The sequence below is a fragment of the Bradyrhizobium sp. UFLA05-108 genome (assembly GCF_059803455.1).
Genome location: NZ_JBANAZ010000110.1, coordinates 1 through 21701, shown reverse-complemented (window position 1 = coordinate 21701; position 21701 = coordinate 1). Strand labels below are relative to the sequence as shown.

Sequence of the window (21701 nt, the reverse complement as noted above, 5' to 3'; positions counted from 1 at the left end):
GCCGACACAGCCGCTCGGCCGCATCGCCGCTGACGCCAATACATCGGATTACTGCCGCCCTTTTTCAACGGAATCGGTCATTCGCAGACCTCGGCAGGGCTGCTTGACCCTGGTCTGCTTATCTTCCGCGATCAAATTTGAAGGCCGATTGACACACGTGCCATCTCGCGCAGGAAACTCTCTGTTTGTGCGATGGCGAGTCTCTTGTAAGCGCTTTGCGCGTCAGCTTTTCGTAAAAACCCTTCTCGGCGTGGAAGCCGCCGGCATCCTATTTCTGTTTGAGCCAAGTCTTCACAACACCAGGCAGCAGGGATTTGAGCAGCGCAGCCTGATCGTGGCCGGAGATACCGTCCTTCCTCCATTCGAACAAGCCGATCTTGAGCTTGAAGCCGCTCGTGCAGACGAGCCAGACCAGCCCCATGACGATCGGCGCTGAAAGGAACCCAGCATCCTGCATCTGGCTGCGGTTCTCGATCGCATAGCGCACAAGCGCAGCAGTATCCTTCAATTCGGCCAGCGCGGCGAGCAGCGCGCGCGACTGCGCGCCACCCTCGGCCCCCGAATAGGCTGCAGGAGCATCCGGCACGGCAACGCCGAGATTGGCGGCGAGCCCACGCAACTCGCTTTCGATCGCTCTGTCGGACGGCACGCGGGGCGCACCTTCGCGCAGTAGCCCCTCGAGTGCGGAGACGACAGCAATCGCCTCGTTGTCGCTCAGCGCTGCAATCTGCAAGGTCAATTCGGATTGAGCCATGTTCCTCTCCAACTGCGCTGTCACAACGAGACGCCGTATAGCACGAACGGCGCCCACTCGAACGGATGATCCCGGCCCGCGCGCTTCATCGCGTTGATTGCGAGCCTCTGCGCCCGCGCCGGTGTCACGCCGGGCGAGGCCCAGGCACGATAGAAGGCAAGCATCCATTCTCCGGCTGCCCGCATGTCCACATTCCAGGCGGCCGCCAGCACGCTAGCGGCACCGGCACTGAACAGGCCGTGGATCGCGCCAAGCGGCTCGCGCGAGGTAATCTGCGTCGCCAGGCCAGACACGCAGGCGCGTAGCGTGACATGCGCGTCGGCAAGCGACAGTTGCGCCATGAACTCGGGGGTGAGCAGCGCATCTACGCTCTGAGGGTTCGGTAGCCCGGTTTTCGCCAGCTGTAGTCCGGAGCGGAAGAGAGGCCGTGCGTCATCGAACACCCCATGCGTCGAGAAATGTACGATCGATCCCGCCAGCTTCGCCGATTGCACGCGCTCGAGCGTTGCGTCGGCGCCAAGCACGAGGTCGCCACCGATGTTCTCCACCAGCCAGCGCGCGTCGCAGCTCAGGCTCGCGAGCGCCGAATCGCCGTCACCCTGGTGCGGAACAACCGCAGCGAACGCGCGGTCGAAGCCGGCGCCCACCCGAGCGTTCTGCAGGTCGACGAGCAAACGCGCCGAAGGCACGCAGGTAAGATCGAACATTTCGTGCATCGAACGATCTCCGACGCACAGCATGGTCAGCGGCAGATTAAACAGCGCCTCGTCGGGCGCATAGATGATCACGTCATCCGGCTTGAGCTCGCCGGCAGCAAGCCAATCTCCGATCGGCGCAAGAACCGGTGAAGCCTTCGCGATTATCGGGTAGAAGCTACGGCGGGACAGCAGCATCGGGCTCATCGGCGCCACGCGACCGTTGCCGTCCGGGTCGGCCGGTCGGCCTTCGACCATGAGGCGCAACTCCGCGGCGCAATCGGTGATCGTCGTGCGCCCGATCCGAGCGGTGGCGCCGCGCACCTTGCCGCCGGCCGAGACGAGGGTGAGATACGTGACGCCGTCATCGACCAGAAAACTCAAGTAGTGGGCCCGTGGAGAAGTAGCGAGCCGGATGCAAACACGGTCAAGCAATTGCGCATCGGTCGAACCCCACACGAGATCGGCCCGCCGGACGCGTTCGCGGCTCTCCGCAATGATGCGCGATTTGGCCGATTCCGCCGCTGCAAACAGCGCGAGCCCGGTGGTCTGACCGATCGCGGTCGCAAGCTCCGCGGTGACGACGGCGAGGTGAGGGATATAGACGGCAAGCGCGGCGCGCAGCCGCGGGTCGGCAATGCCAAGACGTCGCCGATCGATCAGAACGCGTATCTCGCCAGTCGTCGCGAGCGCGCCGCTCAGGTCGCCGAGACGACGCAACGCAATCACCCTGCGCCAGCGCAGGTCGACGCTGTGCTCCCAGAACTCCAGAGCGTCTGCTTCGGCAATCGCAATCGTCAGCGCGCGCAATATGGTCCGATAGGCCTCCGGATCGTCCTTACCGCGCCCGACAAGCAGAGCCGCGATGCCATCGTCCAGCGCGTTCAGCGCTGCGTGCGGGCTCCCGGACAATGGCAGGTTCTTCGCCGCCATCTCGATTGCATCGAGGTCGGGCGGGACCGCTGGCATGCCGTACTCCGCCTTGAGCTGGTCGTAATCCGCGCCCGCCCTTCCCGTGACCTCCTCGAGCACGGCGTTGACCGACGGCGGAAAGCCTGCCTTGGCAACAAGATCGACATCGCTGGGCGTGTCGCCCACAGGCACATCCGGCCGGCACAGCATACGGGCGAGCTTGGAGGCGAGACGAACGTATGTGAGCCGATCCGTCTTGAGTAGCGCATCGGGATCGATTGCCTCAAGGAGCTGTTTAGCGGCCTCATACTCGCCGGCCAACATGAGCGCCTCGGCCTCAGCGAGACGAACTGCCGGCACGCGGTCATTCTGCCCCCACGACGCGAGCGCCGCCGCGATCACATCGGCGCGTTTGACCAGGCGTTGGTAGTGACCAGTTTCCAGCCAGCAGCTGGCGAGAAGCTCAACCGTGTCGGTCCAGAGTTGCGGAACCGATGCCTGCGATTGACCCGCATGTAGGAATTCCTCGACTTGCGGTGCGCTCATGGTATCCACGATCGCCTCGGCAAGCGCTCGCGCCGTGACGAGGTCTCCCTGCATGCGGCACATGTTCGCAACGAACGCAATCCCGACGAGACGCGGCGCGAGGTCGGGACCCGCAATTGCAGTATCGATCGGCCGACCTCCCGGTTCATCGAGATTGATGCCGGGCAACAGACGCATGATCGCAGCGTTGTCGCGCGCGACGATCGCCCTGACCAGCGGAACGGCATCAAGTGCGGGTTGGCGTGCCATGCGTTCCTCGCCTTGCCTGACCGGCCACGACCATCTTCGTGCTCGGTCGATCCGCCGCTACCTTTGCCAGGTCCTCATAAGGTCGAGGGTACCCTGGAAACTTGTAAGTCCCGCGCTGAAGCCTGTCTGGTCGACGGCCCGGCGCCGATTGAGCTCGTCGATTGCGGCCTGACTGGTCGATGGCGGAGCCGCCGGCGTGGCGGGTGCAACCGGCGCCGCCCAGACTGGGGAAGCGAACTGCAGCAATGCCGGCAGCATGCTGGCCCATGCATGGCGGCACATGTCTTGTTCCGCCGCCGGCAGGTAAGCCCACCCCTGCTGGATTGCCGCCAGCGTCGCCGGGGCGTTCGCAAACCAGAGTTGGTCTTCTGGGGCCAGCATCGGATAATACATCATGAGATGCGTCCGCCACGCCGCGCGCATCGCGGGCGTGATCTTGGTCTCATCTCCAATCACCGCTGCCTTCATCAGGGCGATGAGGTCGAGCGCACAATCAGCCGCGAATTCCGTCAGCGGCGCGGCCCAACCGGTCGTCAGCACTCTGTCCGTCATGTCACGTACTCCCGCGCCGATAGTCAATTTTGTACCGCAGGTGCAAAGAAAACATGTCTCAGCGGCCCCAGGAGTCGCCACAAGCGCTCCGATCATGCCCCGCGTAGTAATCGCACTACCACTTCTCTGCGGCCCGTATTGCGGCGCTTTGGTTGCGCAGCACAGACGATGCTACCACAGCAAGGCGCGCACCTCGTGTGAAGCCATTCACATCCGTTCGCCACCGATGGCTGAGCCAGTGGCGACCATGGTTTTGGTCGCGGTGGCCTCGAGAAGGCGGGATAAATCCGCCGGTCCCTTTCTATCTCATTTTTGGCGTTCCTACGCGCCGATCGTGCGCTTAGACTGGGAGGAGGCTAGTCGGAGAGATGGCGCGCGCCACCAAATTCAAGCGAGCCACATGTCGCTTGCGACAGCGCGTACCATATTCGTCGTCTCGTGACCGTGAGGTAGATGACGAAAACTGCGACATGCGCGAGTTTCATGGATCATCTCCGTATCCACCGACATCTCCGGATGTCTTTGGCGAGTCCTTTAATCTAAGTGGCGCGCCGCGGCCGATGAAGATGGGCACTATTCGTTCGCCGTGGCGCTATGATGTAGCGGCCTTGCACACGCCGGAGGCGCCGATGCCGGGCTTTCTCCCATACGTGCACTACGCCCATGGCGCCATGGCTGTCGGTCAGGCGGCTTTCGGCTCGTTTGCGGTCTCAATGCGATCGAAAAGTGTGACTGATCGTTAACCGCACTGTGTCCATCGCCTGCTCACCTTTACCGGCAGGTAATGTCGGTCATGTTCCGCTGGCCGGTGACGTTCGATGGGAGCGCAGACATGGCCATTTTAGGTTTTGGACGACGACGCCCGCCTGAGCCAGGGAAACATGTTGTTCCGCCCGAATTATGGGATGATCCAGAATACGCGGCGTTTTTCGCCAGGATTGGCGCAAAGCCGGATCATCCCAGTAATCTTCGCGTCACGCATGACGATGTGGCGAGGATGATCGAGCAAGGCCGCAAGGCAGTCGACGCACGCATTCATCAGCTCCGGGCCAAGGCTTCGGCGGATGGGTACGACAATCTTCATTTGCGCGCGTTGTGGCTCCTTCATGACAATTGCTGGAACGGCGACGCCGGCGAATTTCTCATCTACCATCTGGGTCTCAACCCCTACGATGAATGGAACACGATGCTCGTTGCAGAGGACGCGAGAACTGCCTTCCATTCTTGATATACCGATCTGTACGGAAGAGATCGTTCAACATCTTGCCAAGACCGGACAGCCCGTCATTCTCGCACTTCGCGACAAGCTTCGCGCTGCGCATGATGAGGTCCAACGGACGCACGAATTCGGCCGCTTCCAAGACATTTGCGATGACACGGTGGCCAAGGTGAAAAGGGTGGCGCAAATGTTCGGCACTGGGCTCGTCGAGACGTATCAAGCTTGGCTGCGCAAGGAAGCTGACGGTCGCTCCACGCCTCGGTGAGCAAGCGCCGGTAGGGCGGGCGGAGATGGGATTATGGCACTGAAAACCTATGTGGTGACGGCCCTTTTCCTTTCGAGGCTGCATGGCTTTTGGCGACTGGTTCGCAGCCCGTAGGATGGGTAGAGCGAAAGCGAAACCCATCGCGGTGCGCGCCGAAGGCGACCTCGTTCTTGTCGCCGGCGGCTATCGCGATCAATCGGCGCGAATTGCACTGCTCCGGCTTGGCGCCGATCAAGCCCATCAGATTTGGAGAATGGCAATTCCAGCGGTTTGATCGAAACACAGTGCGGCTATTGCAGGGACGCGGTGAGACGCTGCACATAGTTGACGAGGGAATGGACGAAAGTGAGCTTGACCACGATACGCGCTGTTCGTGCTCTCGGCCCACGTGCCTGAACCGGTCTCAGCACGCCGAGTCATCAGCTAGCCGCACCCGACTTTGCGGCTCTGGCGACGATCACAGATTGCCCCTGATTTGCCCGACGTGTCAAACGGGTTTCGTAAAGTCAGAAATGCATCGTGGCTTGACGGCTACTTTGCATGGGGTTGTTTTTCAGATTTTGATTTGGGCTAGTCTTACTGGTACCTCAAGGTGAGGAGCGCGAAGCGCATCGCCGGGCGATGCATCGTCGTGCGAACCATGAAGCCCGGCTCTCAGGTGTGGTCATCCTTCGAGACGGCCGCTTTCGCGGCCTCCTCAGGATGAGGGACTGAGCGCAGGGGCTTCGCTCTCTCCCTTCCTCATTCCACATTGCGCGAGTGTGCAATGGGGGCGCGCGCGGAAGCGGGAGCCCGGAATCCATTGCGCGGCCATGCGGCCGATCGACTCCGGACTCGCGACTTCGTCGCGCGCCGGAATGACGAGAAAACCTCACAGGCCGTCAGGATGAGAACTCAGATCGTTTCTTGAAGCAGAAGGGCTAGATCGAGAAGCTCGTGCCGCAGCCGCAGGACGCGGTGGCGTTGGGATTGTTGACGCGGAAGGAGGCGCCGATCAGGTCGTCGACGAAGTCGACCTCGGAGCCCGCCAGGAACGGCTGCGATGCCGAGTCCACCAGCACGACCGCATTGTCGCGCTCGATAACGAGATCGTCGTCGGTGCGGTCACGCTCGATGTCGAACTTGTACTGGAAGCCCGAGCAGCCGCCGCCCTCGACCGAGATCCGCAGCATGGCGCCGGTGCCTTCGCCCTTGAGGATCTCCCCAATCCGGCGCGCGGCCCGGTCGCTGATGGTCACGGCAGTCGTCATCGTTCCACTCCGATAGTCCCGCGTCATAGCCAATTCATTTGGTATCCCGCGTCCGTCATAGTTAAGTGCAAGGGTCCGCAGAATCAAATGGATAGGGACTAAATTCACCGTGTCCGTCGGAATGGCTGCCCCCCGTGCGCCCTATGCCTGCGATCCCGATCGCAGCCGCGGCCGGCTGGTCGCGGAGCCGCCGAGTCGCACCCGCAGCCCGTTCCGCAGGGATTGCGACCGGGTGATCCATTCCACCGCCTTCCGCCGCCTGAAGTACAAGACCCAGGTGTTCGTGTTCCACGAAGGCGACCACTACCGTACCCGCCTGACCCATTCGTTGGAGGTCGCACAGATCGCCCGCGCGCTGGCCCGGCAGCTCGGGCTCGACGAGGACCTCACGGAGACGCTGGCGCTCGCGCACGACCTTGGCCATCCGCCCTTCGGGCACGCCGGCGAGCGGGCGCTCGACGCCTGCCTGAAGAACCATGGCGGCTTCGACCACAACGCCCAGACCCTGCGCGTTGTGACATCGGTCGAGCACCGTTATCCCGAATTCGACGGCCTCAACCTGACCTGGGAGTCGCTCGAGGGCATCGTCAAGCACAACGGCCCGCTGACCGATCGCGGCGGAGCGCCGGTCGGACGCTATCGCGAGCATGGCGTTCCCGTCGGCATCGCCGACTACGTCAAGACGTACGATTTGGAGCTCTGGAGCTTTGCCTCGCTGGAGGCGCAGGTCGCGGCAATCGCCGACGACATTGCCTATGACGCCCATGACATCGACGACGGCCTGCGCGCAGGGCTGTTTGGGGTTGATGATCTCAAGGCGATTTCGCTGATGGCCGAGATTATCACCGAGATCGGTGCGCACTATCCAAACCTGGAGGATGTCAGGCGCGGCGCGGAGCTCGTCCGTGAGCTCATTTCTCATCTGATCGGCGCCGTCTTCGCCGAGGCGAAGGCCAACCTTGCGGCGATCCAGCCGCAATCGGCCCAGGATGTACGCCAGCAGACCCGGGCGATGATCACGTTCCCGCCGGCCATGGCGGGCGAGGAGGCGGCGATCAAGACCTTCCTCTATCAGCACATGTACCGTCACAAGCGGGTGATGCGGGTTATGGGGGAAGCGGAACAGATCCTGTTCGACTTGTTCGCGAAATACCAGGCCTCGCCCGGCGAACTGCCGCCGGAATGGCTGGCCGGGGCGGAGGCTGACGATGAGGCGGGCAGGGCGCGCCGGATCGGCAATTTCATTGCCGGAATGACCGACCGTTTCGCCCTGACCGAGCACCAGCGGCTCTTTGACTCGACCCCGGATTTGCGTTAGGCGGCGGCCATGGCCGACACACCCTCGCTGCATCTCTTCGCCGACGTGCTCACGCGCGTGCACGCCGCCTGCCGAGCGCTCGCGGCGGAAGCCAACTGGCCGGAAGGCGTCGATTTCTCGCGTGTGGTGGTCGAGCCGCCGCGCGATCCGTCGCATGGCGACATGGCGACCAATGCCGCGATGGTGCTGGCGAAAGAGGCCAAGGCGAAGCCGCGCGATCTCGCCGAGCAGATCGCCGAGCGTCTGCGTGCGGATGCGTTGATCGCCAAGGTCGATGTGGCCGGACCAGGTTTCATCAACCTGTCGCTCAGGCCGTCCGCCTGGGCCGAAGCGCTGCGCACATTGCTGCGCGAGGGCGACAGCTACGGTCGCCTGAGCGGGCGCGGGAAGGTCAATGTCGAATACGTCTCGGCAAACCCGACCGGGCCGATGCATGTCGGCCATTGCCGCGGCGCCGTGTTCGGCGATGCGCTGGCAAGCCTGCTCGATTTCGCCGGCCACGACGTCACCCGCGAGTACTACATCAATGACGCCGGCGCGCAGGTCGACGTGCTCGCACGCTCGGCATTCCTCAGGTATCGCGAGGCGCTGGGCGAGGACATCGGCCCGATCCCCGAGGGCCTCTATCCCGGCGACTATCTCAAGCCGGTCGGCGCGGCGCTGGCGAAGGAGCACGGCGACAAGCTGCGTTCGCTGAATGAAGCCCAATGGCTTCCGACGGTGCGCGCAAGGTCGATCGCGATGATGATGGACGAGATCAAGGGTGATCTCGCCGCACTCAACATCCGCCACGACGTGTTCTTTTCCGAGCGCTCGCTGATCGAGGGCGGTAACAACAAGGTTGCCGCGACCATCGATTTCCTGCGGGCGAAAGGCGATGTCTACGAGGGCCGCCTGCCGCCCCCGAAGGGCGCGCCAGTCGAGGACTGGGAAGACCGCGAGCAGCTCCTGTTCAGGGCAACGGCTTACGGCGATGATGTCGATCGTCCGCTGATGAAGTCGGACGGCTCCTACACTTATTTCGCGTCCGACATCGCCTACCACAAGAACAAGTTCGATCGCGGCTTTGCCGACATGATCGACGTGTGGGGCGCCGATCACGGCGGCTATATCAAGCGCATGCAGGCGGCGGTGAAGGCGGTCACGGCCACCAAGGCCGCGCTCGACGTCAAGATCGTCCAGCTCGTAAAGCTTCTGCGCAACGGCGAACCGGTCAAGATGTCCAAGCGCGCCGGTGACTTCGTCACCTTGCGTGAGGTCGTGGATGAAGTCGGTCGGGACGCCGTCCGCTTCATGATGCTCTACCGCAAGAACGATGCAGTGCTCGATTTCGACCTCGCCAAGGTCATCGAGCAGTCGCGCGACAACCCCGTGTTCTACGTCCAGTACGGCCACGCCCGCGGCCACTCGATCTTCCGCAACGCAAGGGCGGAGGTATTTCCAGACCTGCCGGAGACGACCGACGTCCGAATCGCGTGGCTGCTCGACTGCGCGCTGGAACGGCTGTCGGACCCGGTGGAGCTCGACTTATTGCGCCGACTCGCAATTTTTCCGCGGACCGTGGAAGCTGCCGCCACGGCCCATGAGCCGCACCGAATTGCCTTTTATCTCTATGATTTAGCCAGCGAGTTTCACGCGCTTTGGACGAAGGGGCGCGATCTGCCCTATTTACGCTTCATTATCAATAATGATGCACAGCTTACAAAGGCGCGATTGGCAATGGTCCAGGGCGTCGTCTCGGTCCTGGCATCGGGCCTCGCCATTCTCGGCGTCCATGCCCCGGACGAGATGCGGTAGTTTGGGGCGAACTACTTCAGGGAATATGAGGGGCTAACCGGCAGAAGCCGGCTCGCTTGCGTAGTGCGACTTGGTTGAATGCCTTGTGGGTGGAGGCCGCTGTTCGGGTCGAGAACTGGCGGCTTTCCCGGAGGGGACGCATCATCACGATGGCCGATCGACGATATCAGGACAGACCGTATCCTTCCGATGACTATGGTCGCGCCGGCGACCAGCATGGCGGGGCGGAAAACGATCCCTTGGCCGAACTCGCCCGGTTGATTGGCCAGACCGATCCATTCGGTTCGCAGGGCCGGCCCGCCGCGAGGCCGCCAGCTCCCCCGGCGCCCGCGCAATATCAGCCGCCTGCGCAAAGCTATGCGCCCGACAACTACGAAGATCATTATCACGAGCCGCCACCGCCGCCCGGTCCGCCATCCTGGATGCGGCGTGCCAACGTTCAGCCCCAGCCGGTTGCGCCCGAGCAGCCGAGCTACGCGCCTGCGGTGAACCCGGTGCATCCGATGCAGCGTTTCTCGCCACAGCCGCCTGCGCCTGAGCCGGACTACCAGGAGTCCCAGGCCTATCCGGAGCACGACGATCCGATCGATCCGTCGCGCTATGACGATGCGCTTTATGGCCAGCTCGAGGCGAGTCTGCAGGATTTCCAGCGCGATCCGTCCTATCCGAACGATCCTTACGCCTATCAGAGCGAATATCCCGAGGATGAGCTCGAGGGTGAGGTTCCGCAGAAGAAGCGCGGCGGGTTGATCACCGTTGCGGCCATCCTTGCGCTGGCCGTGGTCGGAACCGGTGGCGCCTTCGCCTACAAGACCTATCTGGGGTCGCCCCGCAGCGGCGAGCCGCCAATCATCAAGGCGGACAACACGCCGACCAAGGTCGTGCCGGCGCCCGCCGACGGTTCCGCCAAGGTGCCGGATCGCATGGTCACCGGTGATGGCGGCGAAAAGATCGTGCCGCGCGAGGAAGCGCCGATCGACGTCAACGCCAGGTCCGGCGGCCCGCGCGTCGTCTTCCCGCCGCTCAATCCGAACGCCAATCCTCCGCCGGTTGCGAGTGTCTCACCATCAACCGTGCCGCCGCCAGCCGTCGCGCCCAATAACGGCACGATGCCCAACAGCGAGCCGCGTAAGATCAAAACGCTTTCGGTGAAGGGCGATCAGACCGACAGCACGTCCGCGCCGGCTGCGGCTGCAGCCAAGCCGGCCGGGGCTCCAAAGGCAGCAGCCGTGCCGGCCGCGCCACACAATCCGCCGACCTCGGCCAATGCCAGCGCCAACCAGCCGATGTCGCTGGCACCGCAGGGCGGTACGCCGGACCCGTCCGCGCCGCCGACCCGGCTGGCTGCGACCAATCCGACGCAGATTGCTCCGGCCGCGGCTGAGAGCGGCGCCAGCTACATGGTCTCGATATCGTCCCAGGACACCGAATCCGCGGCGCGGGATTCCTTCCGCGTGCTCCAGGGTAAGTTCCCGTCGGCTCTGGGATCCCGTTCGCCCGTGATCAAGCGGGTGGATCTGGCCGACAACAAGGTGAAGTACCGCGCTATGGTCGGTCCGTACCGGACCCGTCAGGAAGCCGTTCAGTTCTGCACCGAGCTGAAGACCGCCGGCGGTCAGTGCTTTATCCCGTAGTATTATCGGCCGTTTCCTTGACCCCCTAGCGGGGTACGGTTAATCGGCGACTATGAGCACGCGGGCCTTCATTACCGGCGTATCCGGAACGGAATTGACCGCCGCTGAGCGGGATTTTATCCGTGCCGAACGTCCATGGGGTTTCATCCTCTTCAAGAGGAATATCGAGGCCCCGGCGCAAGTCGCTACATTGGTTCAGGAATTGCGCGGCGTCGCGGGCTCTCCGGATGCTCCCGTCCTGATCGACCAGGAGGGTGGACGGGTGCAGCGGCTGGGACCGCCGCATTGGCCGGTCTATCCCTCCGGCGCTTTGTTCGGAACGCTTTACGACATTGATTCGGCACTTGGGCTGACGGCCGCGCGTCTCAGCGCCCGGCTGATCGCGGCGGATCTTGCCGATCTCGGTGTCACCGTGGACTGCCTGCCGCTTGCCGACGTGCCGGTCGCGGGCGCCGACGCCGTGATCGGCAACCGGGCCTATGGAACCGAACCGGCCAAGGTCGCCGCGATCGCCCGCGCGGTCACGGACGGGCTTGAGCAGGGCGGCGTGCTGCCGGTGCTGAAGCACATCCCCGGTCATGGCCGGGCGACGGCTGATACGCATTTCCGGCTGCCGACGGTGGACACGCCGAGGGATGAGCTGGAGCAAACCGATTTTGCCGCGTTCAAGCCATTGGCAGACCTACCGATGGCGATGACCGCACATGTTGTGTTTAGCGCGTTCGACCCCGCCCATCCGGCGACGACATCTGCGACAATGGTTCAGCAGGTGATTCGTAGCGTGATCGGGTTCCAGGGTTTGTTAATGAGTGATGACGTGTCGATGAATGCGTTGGCGGGCACCATTACCGAGCGAACGCGTTCGATTTTTGCAGCCGGCTGCGACATGGTCCTGCATTGCAACGGGAATATCGAGGAAATGCACGAGGTTGCCGGCCAAACGCCCGAGTTGTCGGGCAAGGCGCTGGAACGCGCGAACAGGGCGCTGGCCGCCCGCAAGGCTCCGCAGCCGTTCGACCGTACGGCTGCACGGGCTGAACTCGACGCATTGATCGCACAGGCGAACACGGCATCCGCATGACGGCAGAAATCCTATCGTTTGAAACCGGGCGGCCCGCCGAGCTCGCCGAGGGCGAACCGGCGCTGGTCGTTGATGTCGAGGGCTATGAGGGCCCGCTCGATCTGCTGCTCGCGCTGGCGCGACAGCAGAAGGTCGACCTCGCCAAGATCTCGATCTTGGCGCTCGCCGATCAATATCTCCACTTCATCGAGGCCGCGCGAAAGATCCGGCTCGAGCTTGCGGCCGACTACCTCGTGATGGCGGCATGGCTGGCCTTCCTGAAATCCCGTCTCTTGCTGCCGGAACCGCCGACGGCGGAAGGTCCGAGCGCAGAGGAAATGGCCACCGCGCTCGCCAATCGCCTGCGCCGGCTCGAGGCCATCCGCGAAGCGGCGAACCGGCTGATGAACAGGCAGCAATTGCTGCGCGACATTTTTCCGCGCGGTGAGCCCGAACAGATCGCCGAGGTCAAGCATCCGAAATACACCGCGACGCTGTACGACCTGCTCACGGCCTACGCCACGCAGCGGCAGTCGCGTGTGCTGGCGAGCGTGCATCTCGCGAAGCGCACGGTCTGGTCGCTCGCCGAAGCGCGCGCCTCGTTGGAGCGGCTGGTCGGGGGGCTTACTGAATCGGACGATTGGGGTCGTCTCGACGATTTCCTGATCCGTTACGTCGCCGATCCGTCGCAGCGTGCGACGGTGTTCGCCTCGAGCTTTGCCGCCGCGCTCGAACTGGTGAGGGAAGGCCAGCTGGAACTGAACCAGAAAGAGGCGTTCGCGCCGCTCTATTTCCGAAAGGGGCGGCATCAACCGGTACCAGGCGCGCCTCCCGCGCCTGAAGCACCGGTCGGTTAGTTGAAAGGAGAAGCTGCCATGGCCTTGGCGGAAGTTCGGGTAGAAGAGGTCGAGCCGATGGACAACGAATCCCAGGCGCGCCCCGAAGAATTGCGGCTTCTCGAAGCGCTACTGTTTGCGTCCAGCGAGCCGCTGGATACCGCGACCCTTGCCAAGCGCATGCCTGATGGCGTCGACGTGAAGGCTGCGCTCGCGCAGTTGCAGGCCGAATATGCGACGCGCGGCGTAAATCTCGTGCGCGTTGCCAACAAATGGACCTTCCGCACCGCCGGCGATCTTGCCTGGCTGATGACGCGCGAAAGCACCGAGACCCGCCGCCTGTCCCGTGCGGCGATCGAGGTGCTTGCGATCATCGCCTACCATCAACCGGTAACCCGCGCCGAGATCGAAGAGATCCGCGGCGTCGTGACCTCGAAGGGCACGCTTGACGTGCTGCTCGAGACCGGCTGGATCAAGCCGCGCGGTCGGCGCAAGACGCCGGGCCGTCCGCTGACTTTCGGAACCACCGAGGATTTCCTGTCGCAATTCACGCTGGAACAACTCGGCGATTTGCCGGGCCTGGAGGAGCTGAAGGGCACGGGTCTTCTGGATTCGCGTCTGCCGACCGGTTTCAGCGTGCCGACCCCGTCGGACGACCCGACGCTGCGTGAGGACGAGGATCCGCTCGAGGCCGGCGAGGATCTGGACCTCGCGCTGGCCCCGGCGCCAGAGCCGGAACCGGAGACGCCGGAAGGCGGTGGCGAGGGTAGCGACGAGGGCTGACGGCCCGTCGTTCTACGGGGGCCTGCGACCAGTTAACACTAGCCAGATTACGTAGCGCCAACAGCGAATTGGCGCTGCCTTGGTCCTTGTTTTTGACACCTGCGAAGCCTAGGTTTCGGTGAAGATCGGCCGGGTCCCCGGCCATGCGTGTTTGGAGGGTTGCAGGATGGGTTCGCTTAGCATTTGGCACTGGATCTTGGTGATCGCAGTGGTCCTGCTGCTGTTCGGCCGCGGCAAGATTTCGGATCTGATGGGCGACGTGGCGCAGGGCATCAAGGCCTTCAAGAAAGGCATGCAGGACGACGACAAGGTTGCCGACAAGCCCGACGCCGCCAAGTCCATCGAGCACAACGCCGCGCCGACTGCGGCACGGTCCGACGTCGGCAGCAAGGCCGTCTGAGCCAAAGATCGGCAGACGTGGGCGGTCCCGATCCCGTGCGTCGAGGATTGGGCCAATCGCGGCTTGCCTGAACGGAAGACTTCATGTTCGACATCGGGTGGAGTGAACTGGTCCTCATCGCGGTCGTTGCGCTGGTTGCCATCGGCCCGAAGGAGCTCCCCGGTGTGCTGCGCATGGTCGGCCAATGGATGGGCAAGGCCCGCAAGATGGCTGCCGAATTCCAGGGCCAGTTTCAGGAGGCCATGCGCGAGGCCGAAATGGCCGACCTCAAGAAGAGCTTCGACGAGGTCAAGGAAGCAGCCTCCAGCTTCACCGGCAACAATTTGATGACCTCGCTCACGAAGGACGTCAACGAGGCGCTGCGCATCGAGGATATCGATAAACCCGCGGCCACGCCCGCGATCGAGCCACCGGCGGCGTCAAGTGACGCGCCGGCGACTTCAACCGAAGCGCCGGCGACTTCAACCGAAGCGCTGGTGATGCCGACGACACCGGAAGCCCCGACGCCCGCGACCTTTGTGGAAGCGGAGGCACATGCGGAGGCAAGTGAGCCACTCGCGATCACCCGCGAGGTCGAGGCGGCACACACTGTAGTTCAGGACACCGCGCTACCTGAAGCGATCAAGGACGCCAAAGCGTCATGACCGACGCCGACATCGAGGCCAGCAAGGCGCCGTTGATGGACCATTTGATCGAGCTGCGCTCGCGGCTGATCAAGGCGCTGCTCGGCTTTGGCATCGCGTTCATCTTCTGCTTCTTCTTCGCCAAGCAGATCTACAACGTGCTGGTCTGGCCGTTCGTGTGGGTCGCGGGGCCGGAGAATTCGAAGTTCATCTACACGGCGCTGCTGGAATATTTCATCACCCAGCTCAAGCTTGCGCTGTTCGGCGCCGGCTTCATCTCGTTCCCGATCGTCGCCACGCAGATCTACAAATTCGTGGCGCCCGGGCTTTACAAGCATGAGAAGCAGGCTTTCCTGCCCTATCTGGTCGCGACCCCGTTCTTCTTCGTGCTGGGCGCGATGCTGGTCTATTTCGTCGTGCTGCCGATGCTGATCCGCTTCTCGCTCGGCATGCAGCAGGCCGGCAGTGACGAGACCGCACAGATTCAGCTCCTGCCCAAGGTCGGCGAATATCTGTCGCTGATGATGTCGCTGATCTTCGCCTTCGGCATCGCCTTCCAGCTCCCGGTGATCCTGACGCTGCTCGGCCGCATCGGCATCATCACGTCGAAGATGCTGCGCGAGAAGCGCCGCTATTTCATCGTCATCGCCTTCATCATCGCAGCCGTCCTGACCCCGCCTGACGTATTGAGCCAGTGCTCGCTCGCCATACCTTTGCTGGCGCTCTATGAGGGTTCGATCATCTCGGTATCGATGGTGGAGAAGAAGGCCGCGGCTTCGCAGGCTTCGAGCGGGGCTTCGTCCTCGGCCAACCCGGCGGAATAGGGCGCCGTATCCTTGGCTGTCACTCCCCGCGAAAGCGGGGAATCCAGTACGCCGCGACCTCTCCGTACCCTCGCACTGTCTCTGGAATACTGGATCGCCCGCTTTCGCTTTCGCGGGCGATGACGCCTGTGGTAGTGGGAGGCACGGTGCAAACGGCCAACATGAGCGTTGACGGTTTGCACGCTGCCCCAGGACCACAGCCATGCACGACATCAAGACGATCCGCGACAATCCGCAAGCTTTCGACGCCGGTCTCGCCCGGCGTGGGTTGAAGCCGATGTCGACGTCGCTCCTGGCGATCGACGAGAAGCGACGGGCGGCGATCCTGGCCTCCGAGCAGGCCCAGGCGCGGCGCAACGCGGCCTCCAAGGAGATCGGCGAGGCCAAGAAGGCGAAGGACGAGACGCGCGCGGCCAGGCTGATGGCCGAGGTCGCCGAGCTCAAGACGACGATGCCGGAGCTCGAGGCGGCCGCGAAGGCCGCAGATGAGGAGCTGGCAAAAGAGCTGTCGGCGATCCCCAATCTGCCGCTTGCCGAGGTGCCTGACGGTGTCGACGAGCACGGCAACGTGCAGCACCACGTGTTCGGCAACAAGCGCAACTATGCGTTCACGCCAAAGCTGCATGACGATCTCGGCACCGCGCTCGGCTATATGGATTTCGAGGCGGCGGCAAAGCTTTCCGGCGCGCGCTTCGTCGTGCTGAAAAAGGGGCTCGCGAGGCTTGAGCGGGCGATCGGGCAGTTCATGATCGACCTGCACACCAACGAGCATGGCTACACCGAGATCAACCCGCCGCTCCTGGTGCGCGAACAGACGGCCTACGGGACGGGTAATCTCCCCAAATCTGCCGACGACATGTTTTGTACGCGGGAGGGGTTGTGGTTGATTCCCACCGCGGAAATGCCGCTCACCAATCTCGTTCGCGAATCCATCGTGGACGAGAAGGAGCTGCCAATGCGCCTGACGGCGCTGACGCCGTGTTTCCGGGCGGAAGCAGGGGCGGCGGGGCGCGATACGCGCGGCATGATCCGCCAGCACCAGTTCATCAAGGTGGAGTTGGTGTCGATCACGACGCCAGAGGCCAGCAAGGACGAGCATGAGCGCATGCTCGCCTGTGCCGAGGAGGTGCTGCGGCGGCTCGACCTGCATTACCGGGTGATGACTCTGTGCGCCGGCGACATGGGATTTGCGGCACAGAAAACCTACGACATCGAGGTCTGGATGCCGGGCCAGGGCGAGGGCGGCATGTTTCGCGAGATCTCGAGCTGCTCGGTCTGCGGCGATTTCCAGGCGCGGCGCATGGACGCGCGTTCGCGCGGGCCGGACGGCAAGCCGCGCTTCGTCCATACGCTCAATGGCTCCGGCACCGCGGTTGGCCGTGCGCTGATCGCCGTGATGGAGACCTATCAGCAGGAGGACGGCTCGATTGCCGTGCCGGACGTGCTGCAACCCTACATGGGCGGGCTGAAGGTGGTCGCGCGCGAGTAGGGCGGCATTATTGCCCGCCGGTAACGCGGAAACGTTTGGTTGCGAAGATTGGGCGGCCGGTTATCCTGACGGCCGTCCGACTTCTCCGGCGACCGTTTCATGGCCCTGCACCGCGACATCTTCTGGATCGGCCGACAATGGGCCGTGACCGGCTTCGGCATACAGGCTGTCGACCAGCGGCTGCGCGGCGCGCTCGACATTGAGATCGCGCGGCTTTGGGATGACGATTTCGTGCAAAGCCGGCGCGCCAAGCCCGGGCTCAATCTCGAGGATTTTGACAAGGCACTGACGCTGGCGCGCACGCGCTATCCGCAGGCGCCGGCTCCAGCGCCGGCGAAAGCGGCAATTGAGCTGCCGCCTGCGCCGGCCCCCGCCGCGCTACCGCCAAAACCTGTCCCTCCGGTCGTGCTCGCCTTGCGAGCGGAAGGCCGGCTGGCGCGCTTCCTGCCGCAATGGCGCATCCGCCGCTAGGCGAGAGGTTCGCCGACTGCCGTTGGTAAGTTCCAAATCGCCCGGAAACTCCCGCGGTTCGCCGGTTTGCCTGATCGGCCGTAGACGGATAAGACCTCCTCAGACGTATCCAAGGACTCGATCTGACGCATGCGCATTCTCTGCACCAATGACGATGGCATCCACGCGCCCGGCCTCAAGGTCGTGGAGGAGATCGCTCGCGCCCTGTCCGACGATGTCTGGGTCGTCGCGCCTGAGCTCGACCAGTCCGGCGTCTCACATTCGCTGTCGCTGAACGATCCTTTGCGCCTGCGCGAAGTCGGGCCGCGGCACTTCGCGGTGAGGGGCACGCCGACGGACTGCGTCATCATGGGCGCGCGTCATATCCTGGGCGCGACGCTGCCAGACGTCGTGCTGTCCGGCGTCAACAAGGGTCGCAACGTCGCCGAGGACGTCGTCTATTCCGGCACCATCGCGGGCGCGCTGGAAGGCACCATCCTGGGCCTGCCATCGTTCGCGCTGTCGCAGGAATTCAGCGCCGAGACGCGCGAGCGTCCGCCGTGGGACACCGCGCGCAAGTTCGGACCCGACATCCTGCGCAAGGTGCTCAAGGCCGGCGTGCCCAGGAATACCGTGATCAACGTCAATTTTCCGTCGTGCGCGCCGGAAGAGGTTCTCGGCATCCGCGTGACGCGGCAGGGCAAGCGCAATCTCGGCTTCCTCAGGATCGACGAGCGCCGCGACGGCCGCGGCAATCCCTACTTCTGGATCGGTTTCGAGCGTGCCGCGATGATGGACCTGCCGGAGGACGGCACCGATCTCGCCGCGCTGCGCGAGCGCTACATCTCGGTGACGCCGCTGAAGCTCGATCGCACCGATGAGGCTTTCTCGCAGGCGCTCGGCGAAACGCTGAAATAAGGACGCGTTCGCCGACGCACTGGCCTGATGCTTTCGCGACCGTCCAGCAGAATCTCGAAAACAACCCCATGCAAAGTAGCGGGGGCTATCGGGTGACGATTTCGTATTTTACGAAAATGGATTGACGCGTCGGGCAAATCACCGGCATAATTCCATCATCGCAGCGGATGGGAGCGGCGTTAACCGCCGCGCAGCGCGGACTCGATGGTCTTGCCGAGTGCGTCGAGCTGAAAAGGTTTTTGCAGCGCCGGCCGGTCGCGATACTGCTCGGGCAGGCCGGACGAGCCGTAGCCGGTGGCGAAGATGAAGGGCCGACCCTTGGCCTTGATGACGTCGGCGACCGGCGAGATCACCTTGCCGTTGACGTTGACGTCGAGGATGGCGAAATCGAATTCAGTCGACTGCGCAAGCCGCATCGCCTCGGCAATGTCGCCGGCCTCGGCCGCGACCTTGTAGCCAAGCTCTTCGAGCATGTCTGCGACCATCATCCTGATCATGACCTCGTCCTCGACGAGGAAAACAGAACCGCCCGAAGGCCGTGTCGCAGTCATTCCGTGAGTCCTTGCCCTTCCCATCAAACGTTCGCAGATAAAACCATGCGACGCAACGAGCGTTTGGACGAACCCCGGCCCGGAAATGGCAGCATAACCAATTCCGCGTAAAGCAGATTATGTGGTCAGATGCAGCGAGAGAAGTTTATCATGGGTTCCTGAGCCGGAACAAGAATCCCGCGGCTGCGACGAAGGTCGCACTAACGCTGCAGGTTCGGTCCGGCCGAGATGAAAACGCGACGAAACATTAGCAATGACCTCCAATCAGCATCCGCCGGAAAAAATGATGTTTCAGCTCACGCTGCGACGTCGCGGCATCAGTGACCAGGCAGTGCTGCGTACCATGGAGGAGGTGCCGCGCGATCTGTTCGTCGAGGCGGCCGACCGGGAGGATGCCTACCGCGACAGCGCGCTGCCGATCGCCTGCGGGCAGACCATCAGCCAGCCCTTTGTCGTTGCCTACATGACCGAGCAGCTTCAGTTGCAGAAGCAGAATCGCGTGCTGGAGATCGGCACCGGCTCCGGCTACCAGGCCGCAGTGCTGTCACGGCTTGCCCGGCATGTCCTGACGGTCGAGCGCTATCGCAAACTCGCCGATACGGCGCGCGCCCGGCTGGAGAAGCTCGCCTGCCACAATGTAGAGGTGATGCTGGGCGATGGTCTCGATCTGCCCGCCAATATCGGCCCCTTCGACCGCATCATCGTCACCGCCGCGATGGAACAGATCCCGGACAATCTGATCGCGCGGCTGGAGGTCGGGGGCATCCTGATCGCGCCGGTCGGCCCCCTTCAGGGGGTGCAGACCCTGATCCGCCTGACCCGCACCGAGACCGGAGTCGAGCGCAGGGAACTCGTCGATGTCCGCTTCGTCCCGGCGCTGCCTGGTGTGGCCCGCGAGCTGTAGAATTCCGGATCGGCTGTGCTGCCAACACCTTATTGGGAGGGTTAAGCGGTTATTTACTCGGCGCGTGTTTACTTAAAAGACCAGTTCAGTTGCGTACGAGTGAGTAACCATGTCCGCTCTTGCCGAGTTGCTTTACTCGCGCCGGGTGCCGCAGGTCGCGGTACTGGCGCTGATCTCGTTCGGTTTCGCCGGATGCAGCGCCGATATGTCGTCGCGGCTTTCGCAATCCAACTTCTCCAACCCCTTTGCTTCCCAGGACTCCACGGGAACAGTGCAGCAGGCGCCGCCGCAGCAGCGTGAGCTGCCGCAATATTCACGGCCGCAGACACAACCCGGCTATTATCAATCCCAGCCGTTGCCGCCGCCGGCCGTCGCCGCGCCGCAATCCTATCCCACCGCAGGCGGTGGGGGGGTAGCCGGAGGCGGGCGTGGCATGGGGTCCTATGCGCCACCGGTACAGCCGCATCTTGAAGCCACCGGCACCGTGCCGCCGCGCTCGGTTGCCGCGGCCCGTCCCGCCGGTGCGACCAAGATCATCGTCGGCACCAGCGACACGCTCGACGTGCTCGCCAAGCGCTATCACGTTACTCCGCAGGCGATCCTCGCCGCCAACGGCTACAAGGGCCCGCGCACGCTCTCGCCCGGCCAACAGATCGTCATTCCGCATCCCACGGCTAACGCCGCAGCGCCTGCGCCCGCTATGGCGCCGGTTGCCGCAGCGCCAGTCGCGGCGCCCGCAGCCAAGCCGATTGTGGCCGTCAGCGCGCCGGCCGGCACTCACTTCGTCAATCGTGGCGACACACTCGCCAGCATCGCGCGCAAGAACCACATTCCGGTGGCTGAGCTCGCGCGCGCCAATGGTCTCGATCCGTCCGCCAAGCTCAAGCTCGGCACCAAGCTGACCGTGCCGGGCGGCAGGACTGCGGCCGTTGCCGCGCCGGTTGCCCCCGTTGCGGTGGCTGCCGCGCCCGTCGCCGTCGTCCAGCAGCCTGCCGCGGTCGCAACCGTGCCTGCCACCAAGGTCGCGGCCGCCGCACCGGTGCAGAGCGCGCGGCTGGCGCAAGCCACCGCCAACGTCGAAGAGAAGTCCGCCGAGACGCCGGCAAAAGCCGCGGACGCCACAGGCGCGCTGCCGACCTTCCGCTGGCCGGTGCGCGGCAAGGTGATCACGAGCTACGGCGCCAAGACCAACGGCAAGTCGAATGACGGCATCAATCTCGCGGTACCCGAAGGCACGCCGGTCAAGGCGGCCGAAGACGGCGTCGTTGCCTATTCCGGCAACGAGCTGAAAGGTTACGGCAATTTGGTCCTGGTTCGGCACTCCAACGGCTACGTCACCGCATATGCCCATGCGAGTGAGCTGCTGGTGAAGCGCGGCGATACCATCAAGCGCGGCCAGGTCATTGCCAAGTCGGGGCAATCCGGTGAGGTGGCGTCGCCGCAGCTCCACTTCGAGATCCGCAAGGGATCGAACCCGGTTGACCCGCTTCAATTCCTCAATGGGGCGTGAGGCCTACTTGGCATCCGCAGGGACGGTGTCGTCGCCCGGCTTGACCGGGCGACGCAGTACGCCGCAGCGGTTGTGCTGAACTCGATGTCTCTGGAATACTTGTATGGGCTTGGTCAAGGATGAGTGGTTGTTAGATCATTTCAGATCATCTCCTTGTTCGAA

The 21701-nt window shown here is 63.7% G+C and carries 21 protein-coding genes; 15 read left to right on the top strand and 6 right to left on the bottom strand.

The window, feature by feature from the left end:
- Positions 1 to 268 precede the first annotated feature (268 nt).
- The 4 genes from SO140_RS43070 to SO140_RS43055 form a co-directional block, all read right to left on the bottom strand.
- Positions 269 to 754, bottom strand: a complete 486-nt coding sequence (locus SO140_RS43070) for a hypothetical protein (protein ID WP_498544037.1) — start codon at positions 752 to 754, stop codon at positions 269 to 271.
- A 20-nt stretch (positions 755 to 774) separates the two neighbouring features.
- On the bottom strand, positions 775 to 3156 hold the full coding sequence (locus tag SO140_RS43065; RefSeq protein ID WP_498544036.1) for a CHAT domain-containing protein: 2382 nt from the start codon (positions 3154 to 3156) through the stop codon (positions 775 to 777).
- A gap of 57 nt (positions 3157 to 3213) precedes the next feature.
- Positions 3214 to 3708, bottom strand: coding sequence for a hypothetical protein (locus tag SO140_RS43060; protein ID WP_498544035.1), 495 nt, complete (start codon positions 3706 to 3708; stop codon positions 3214 to 3216).
- 356 nt (positions 3709 to 4064) lie between these two features.
- Positions 4065 to 4193 (bottom strand): hypothetical protein, encoded by a 129-nt coding sequence (locus tag SO140_RS43055; RefSeq protein WP_498544034.1) that lies wholly within the window; start codon positions 4191 to 4193, stop codon positions 4065 to 4067.
- Between the two features lie 308 nt (positions 4194 to 4501).
- On the opposite strand from SO140_RS43055, the gene SO140_RS43050 reads away from it, so the two are divergent.
- Positions 4502 to 4936 carry a hypothetical protein gene (locus tag SO140_RS43050; protein WP_498544033.1) on the top strand — a complete coding sequence of 145 codons (435 nt, stop codon included), beginning with the start codon at positions 4502 to 4504 and terminating at the stop codon, positions 4934 to 4936.
- A 1176-nt stretch (positions 4937 to 6112) separates the two neighbouring features.
- Here the strand turns inward: SO140_RS43050 and erpA are convergent.
- Positions 6113 to 6442, bottom strand: a complete 330-nt coding sequence (gene erpA, locus SO140_RS43045; protein WP_027527378.1) for an iron-sulfur cluster insertion protein ErpA — start codon at positions 6440 to 6442, stop codon at positions 6113 to 6115.
- 109 nt (positions 6443 to 6551) lie between these two features.
- On the opposite strand from erpA, the gene SO140_RS43040 reads away from it, so the two are divergent.
- The 12 genes from SO140_RS43040 (at position 6552) to surE (ending at position 18574) form a co-directional block, all read left to right on the top strand.
- A complete protein-coding gene (locus SO140_RS43040) occupies positions 6552 to 7760 on the top strand; it encodes a deoxyguanosinetriphosphate triphosphohydrolase (protein WP_498544032.1) in 1209 nt (402 codons plus the stop codon).
- A gap of 9 nt (positions 7761 to 7769) precedes the next feature.
- The gene (gene argS / locus SO140_RS43035) at positions 7770 to 9557 is read left to right on the top strand and encodes an arginine--tRNA ligase (protein WP_498544031.1); all 1788 of its coding nucleotides are present in this window, start codon (positions 7770 to 7772) and stop codon (positions 9555 to 9557) included.
- A gap of 149 nt (positions 9558 to 9706) precedes the next feature.
- Positions 9707 to 11191, top strand: a complete 1485-nt coding sequence (locus tag SO140_RS43030) for an SPOR domain-containing protein (RefSeq protein ID WP_498544030.1) — start codon at positions 9707 to 9709, stop codon at positions 11189 to 11191.
- Between the two features lie 52 nt (positions 11192 to 11243).
- Positions 11244 to 12272 (top strand): beta-N-acetylhexosaminidase, encoded by a 1029-nt coding sequence (nagZ, locus tag SO140_RS43025; RefSeq protein WP_498544029.1) that lies wholly within the window; start codon positions 11244 to 11246, stop codon positions 12270 to 12272.
- Entirely contained in the window at positions 12269 to 13108 is an 840-nt protein-coding gene (locus SO140_RS43020) for a segregation and condensation protein A (RefSeq protein WP_449383298.1), read from the top strand. The genes nagZ and SO140_RS43020 overlap by 4 nt, the downstream gene beginning before the upstream one ends.
- 18 nt (positions 13109 to 13126) lie before the next feature.
- Positions 13127 to 13870: an SMC-Scp complex subunit ScpB gene (gene scpB / locus SO140_RS43015; protein ID WP_449383299.1), complete on the top strand. Its 744-nt coding sequence runs from the start codon at positions 13127 to 13129 to the stop codon at positions 13868 to 13870.
- Between the two features lie 166 nt (positions 13871 to 14036).
- Positions 14037 to 14270: a twin-arginine translocase TatA/TatE family subunit gene (locus tag SO140_RS43010; protein WP_449383300.1), complete on the top strand. Its 234-nt coding sequence runs from the start codon at positions 14037 to 14039 to the stop codon at positions 14268 to 14270.
- Positions 14271 to 14353: 83 nt separating this feature from the next.
- Positions 14354 to 14914 carry a Sec-independent protein translocase protein TatB gene (gene tatB, locus SO140_RS43005; protein WP_498544028.1) on the top strand — a complete coding sequence of 187 codons (561 nt, stop codon included), beginning with the start codon at positions 14354 to 14356 and terminating at the stop codon, positions 14912 to 14914.
- On the top strand, positions 14911 to 15717 hold the full coding sequence (gene tatC, locus SO140_RS43000) for a twin-arginine translocase subunit TatC (RefSeq protein WP_449383302.1): 807 nt from the start codon (positions 14911 to 14913) through the stop codon (positions 15715 to 15717). The genes tatB and tatC overlap by 4 nt, the downstream gene beginning before the upstream one ends.
- A 202-nt stretch (positions 15718 to 15919) precedes the next feature.
- Positions 15920 to 17206: a serine--tRNA ligase gene (gene serS, locus SO140_RS42995; protein WP_449383303.1), complete on the top strand. Its 1287-nt coding sequence runs from the start codon at positions 15920 to 15922 to the stop codon at positions 17204 to 17206.
- A gap of 99 nt (positions 17207 to 17305) precedes the next feature.
- The gene (locus SO140_RS42990; RefSeq protein WP_449383304.1) at positions 17306 to 17677 is read left to right on the top strand and encodes a hypothetical protein; all 372 of its coding nucleotides are present in this window, start codon (positions 17306 to 17308) and stop codon (positions 17675 to 17677) included.
- Positions 17678 to 17806: 129 nt separating this feature from the next.
- Positions 17807 to 18574, top strand: a complete 768-nt coding sequence (gene surE, locus SO140_RS42985; RefSeq protein ID WP_449383305.1) for a 5'/3'-nucleotidase SurE — start codon at positions 17807 to 17809, stop codon at positions 18572 to 18574.
- A 179-nt stretch (positions 18575 to 18753) separates the two neighbouring features.
- Here surE and SO140_RS42980 read toward each other — a convergent pair whose 3' ends face one another.
- Positions 18754 to 19125 carry a response regulator gene (locus SO140_RS42980; RefSeq protein ID WP_284269276.1) on the bottom strand — a complete coding sequence of 124 codons (372 nt, stop codon included), beginning with the start codon at positions 19123 to 19125 and terminating at the stop codon, positions 18754 to 18756.
- 253 nt (positions 19126 to 19378) lie between these two features.
- Here SO140_RS42980 and SO140_RS42975 point away from each other — a divergent pair, with 253 nt between their 5' ends.
- Both SO140_RS42975 and SO140_RS42970 read left to right on the top strand, forming a co-directional pair.
- Positions 19379 to 20029, top strand: coding sequence for a protein-L-isoaspartate(D-aspartate) O-methyltransferase (locus SO140_RS42975; RefSeq protein ID WP_449383306.1), 651 nt, complete (start codon positions 19379 to 19381; stop codon positions 20027 to 20029).
- Positions 20030 to 20138: 109 nt separating this feature from the next.
- Complete coding sequence (locus tag SO140_RS42970) at positions 20139 to 21539, top strand: peptidoglycan DD-metalloendopeptidase family protein (RefSeq protein ID WP_498544027.1); 1401 nt, start codon at positions 20139 to 20141, stop codon at positions 21537 to 21539.
- Positions 21540 to 21701 lie beyond the last annotated feature (162 nt).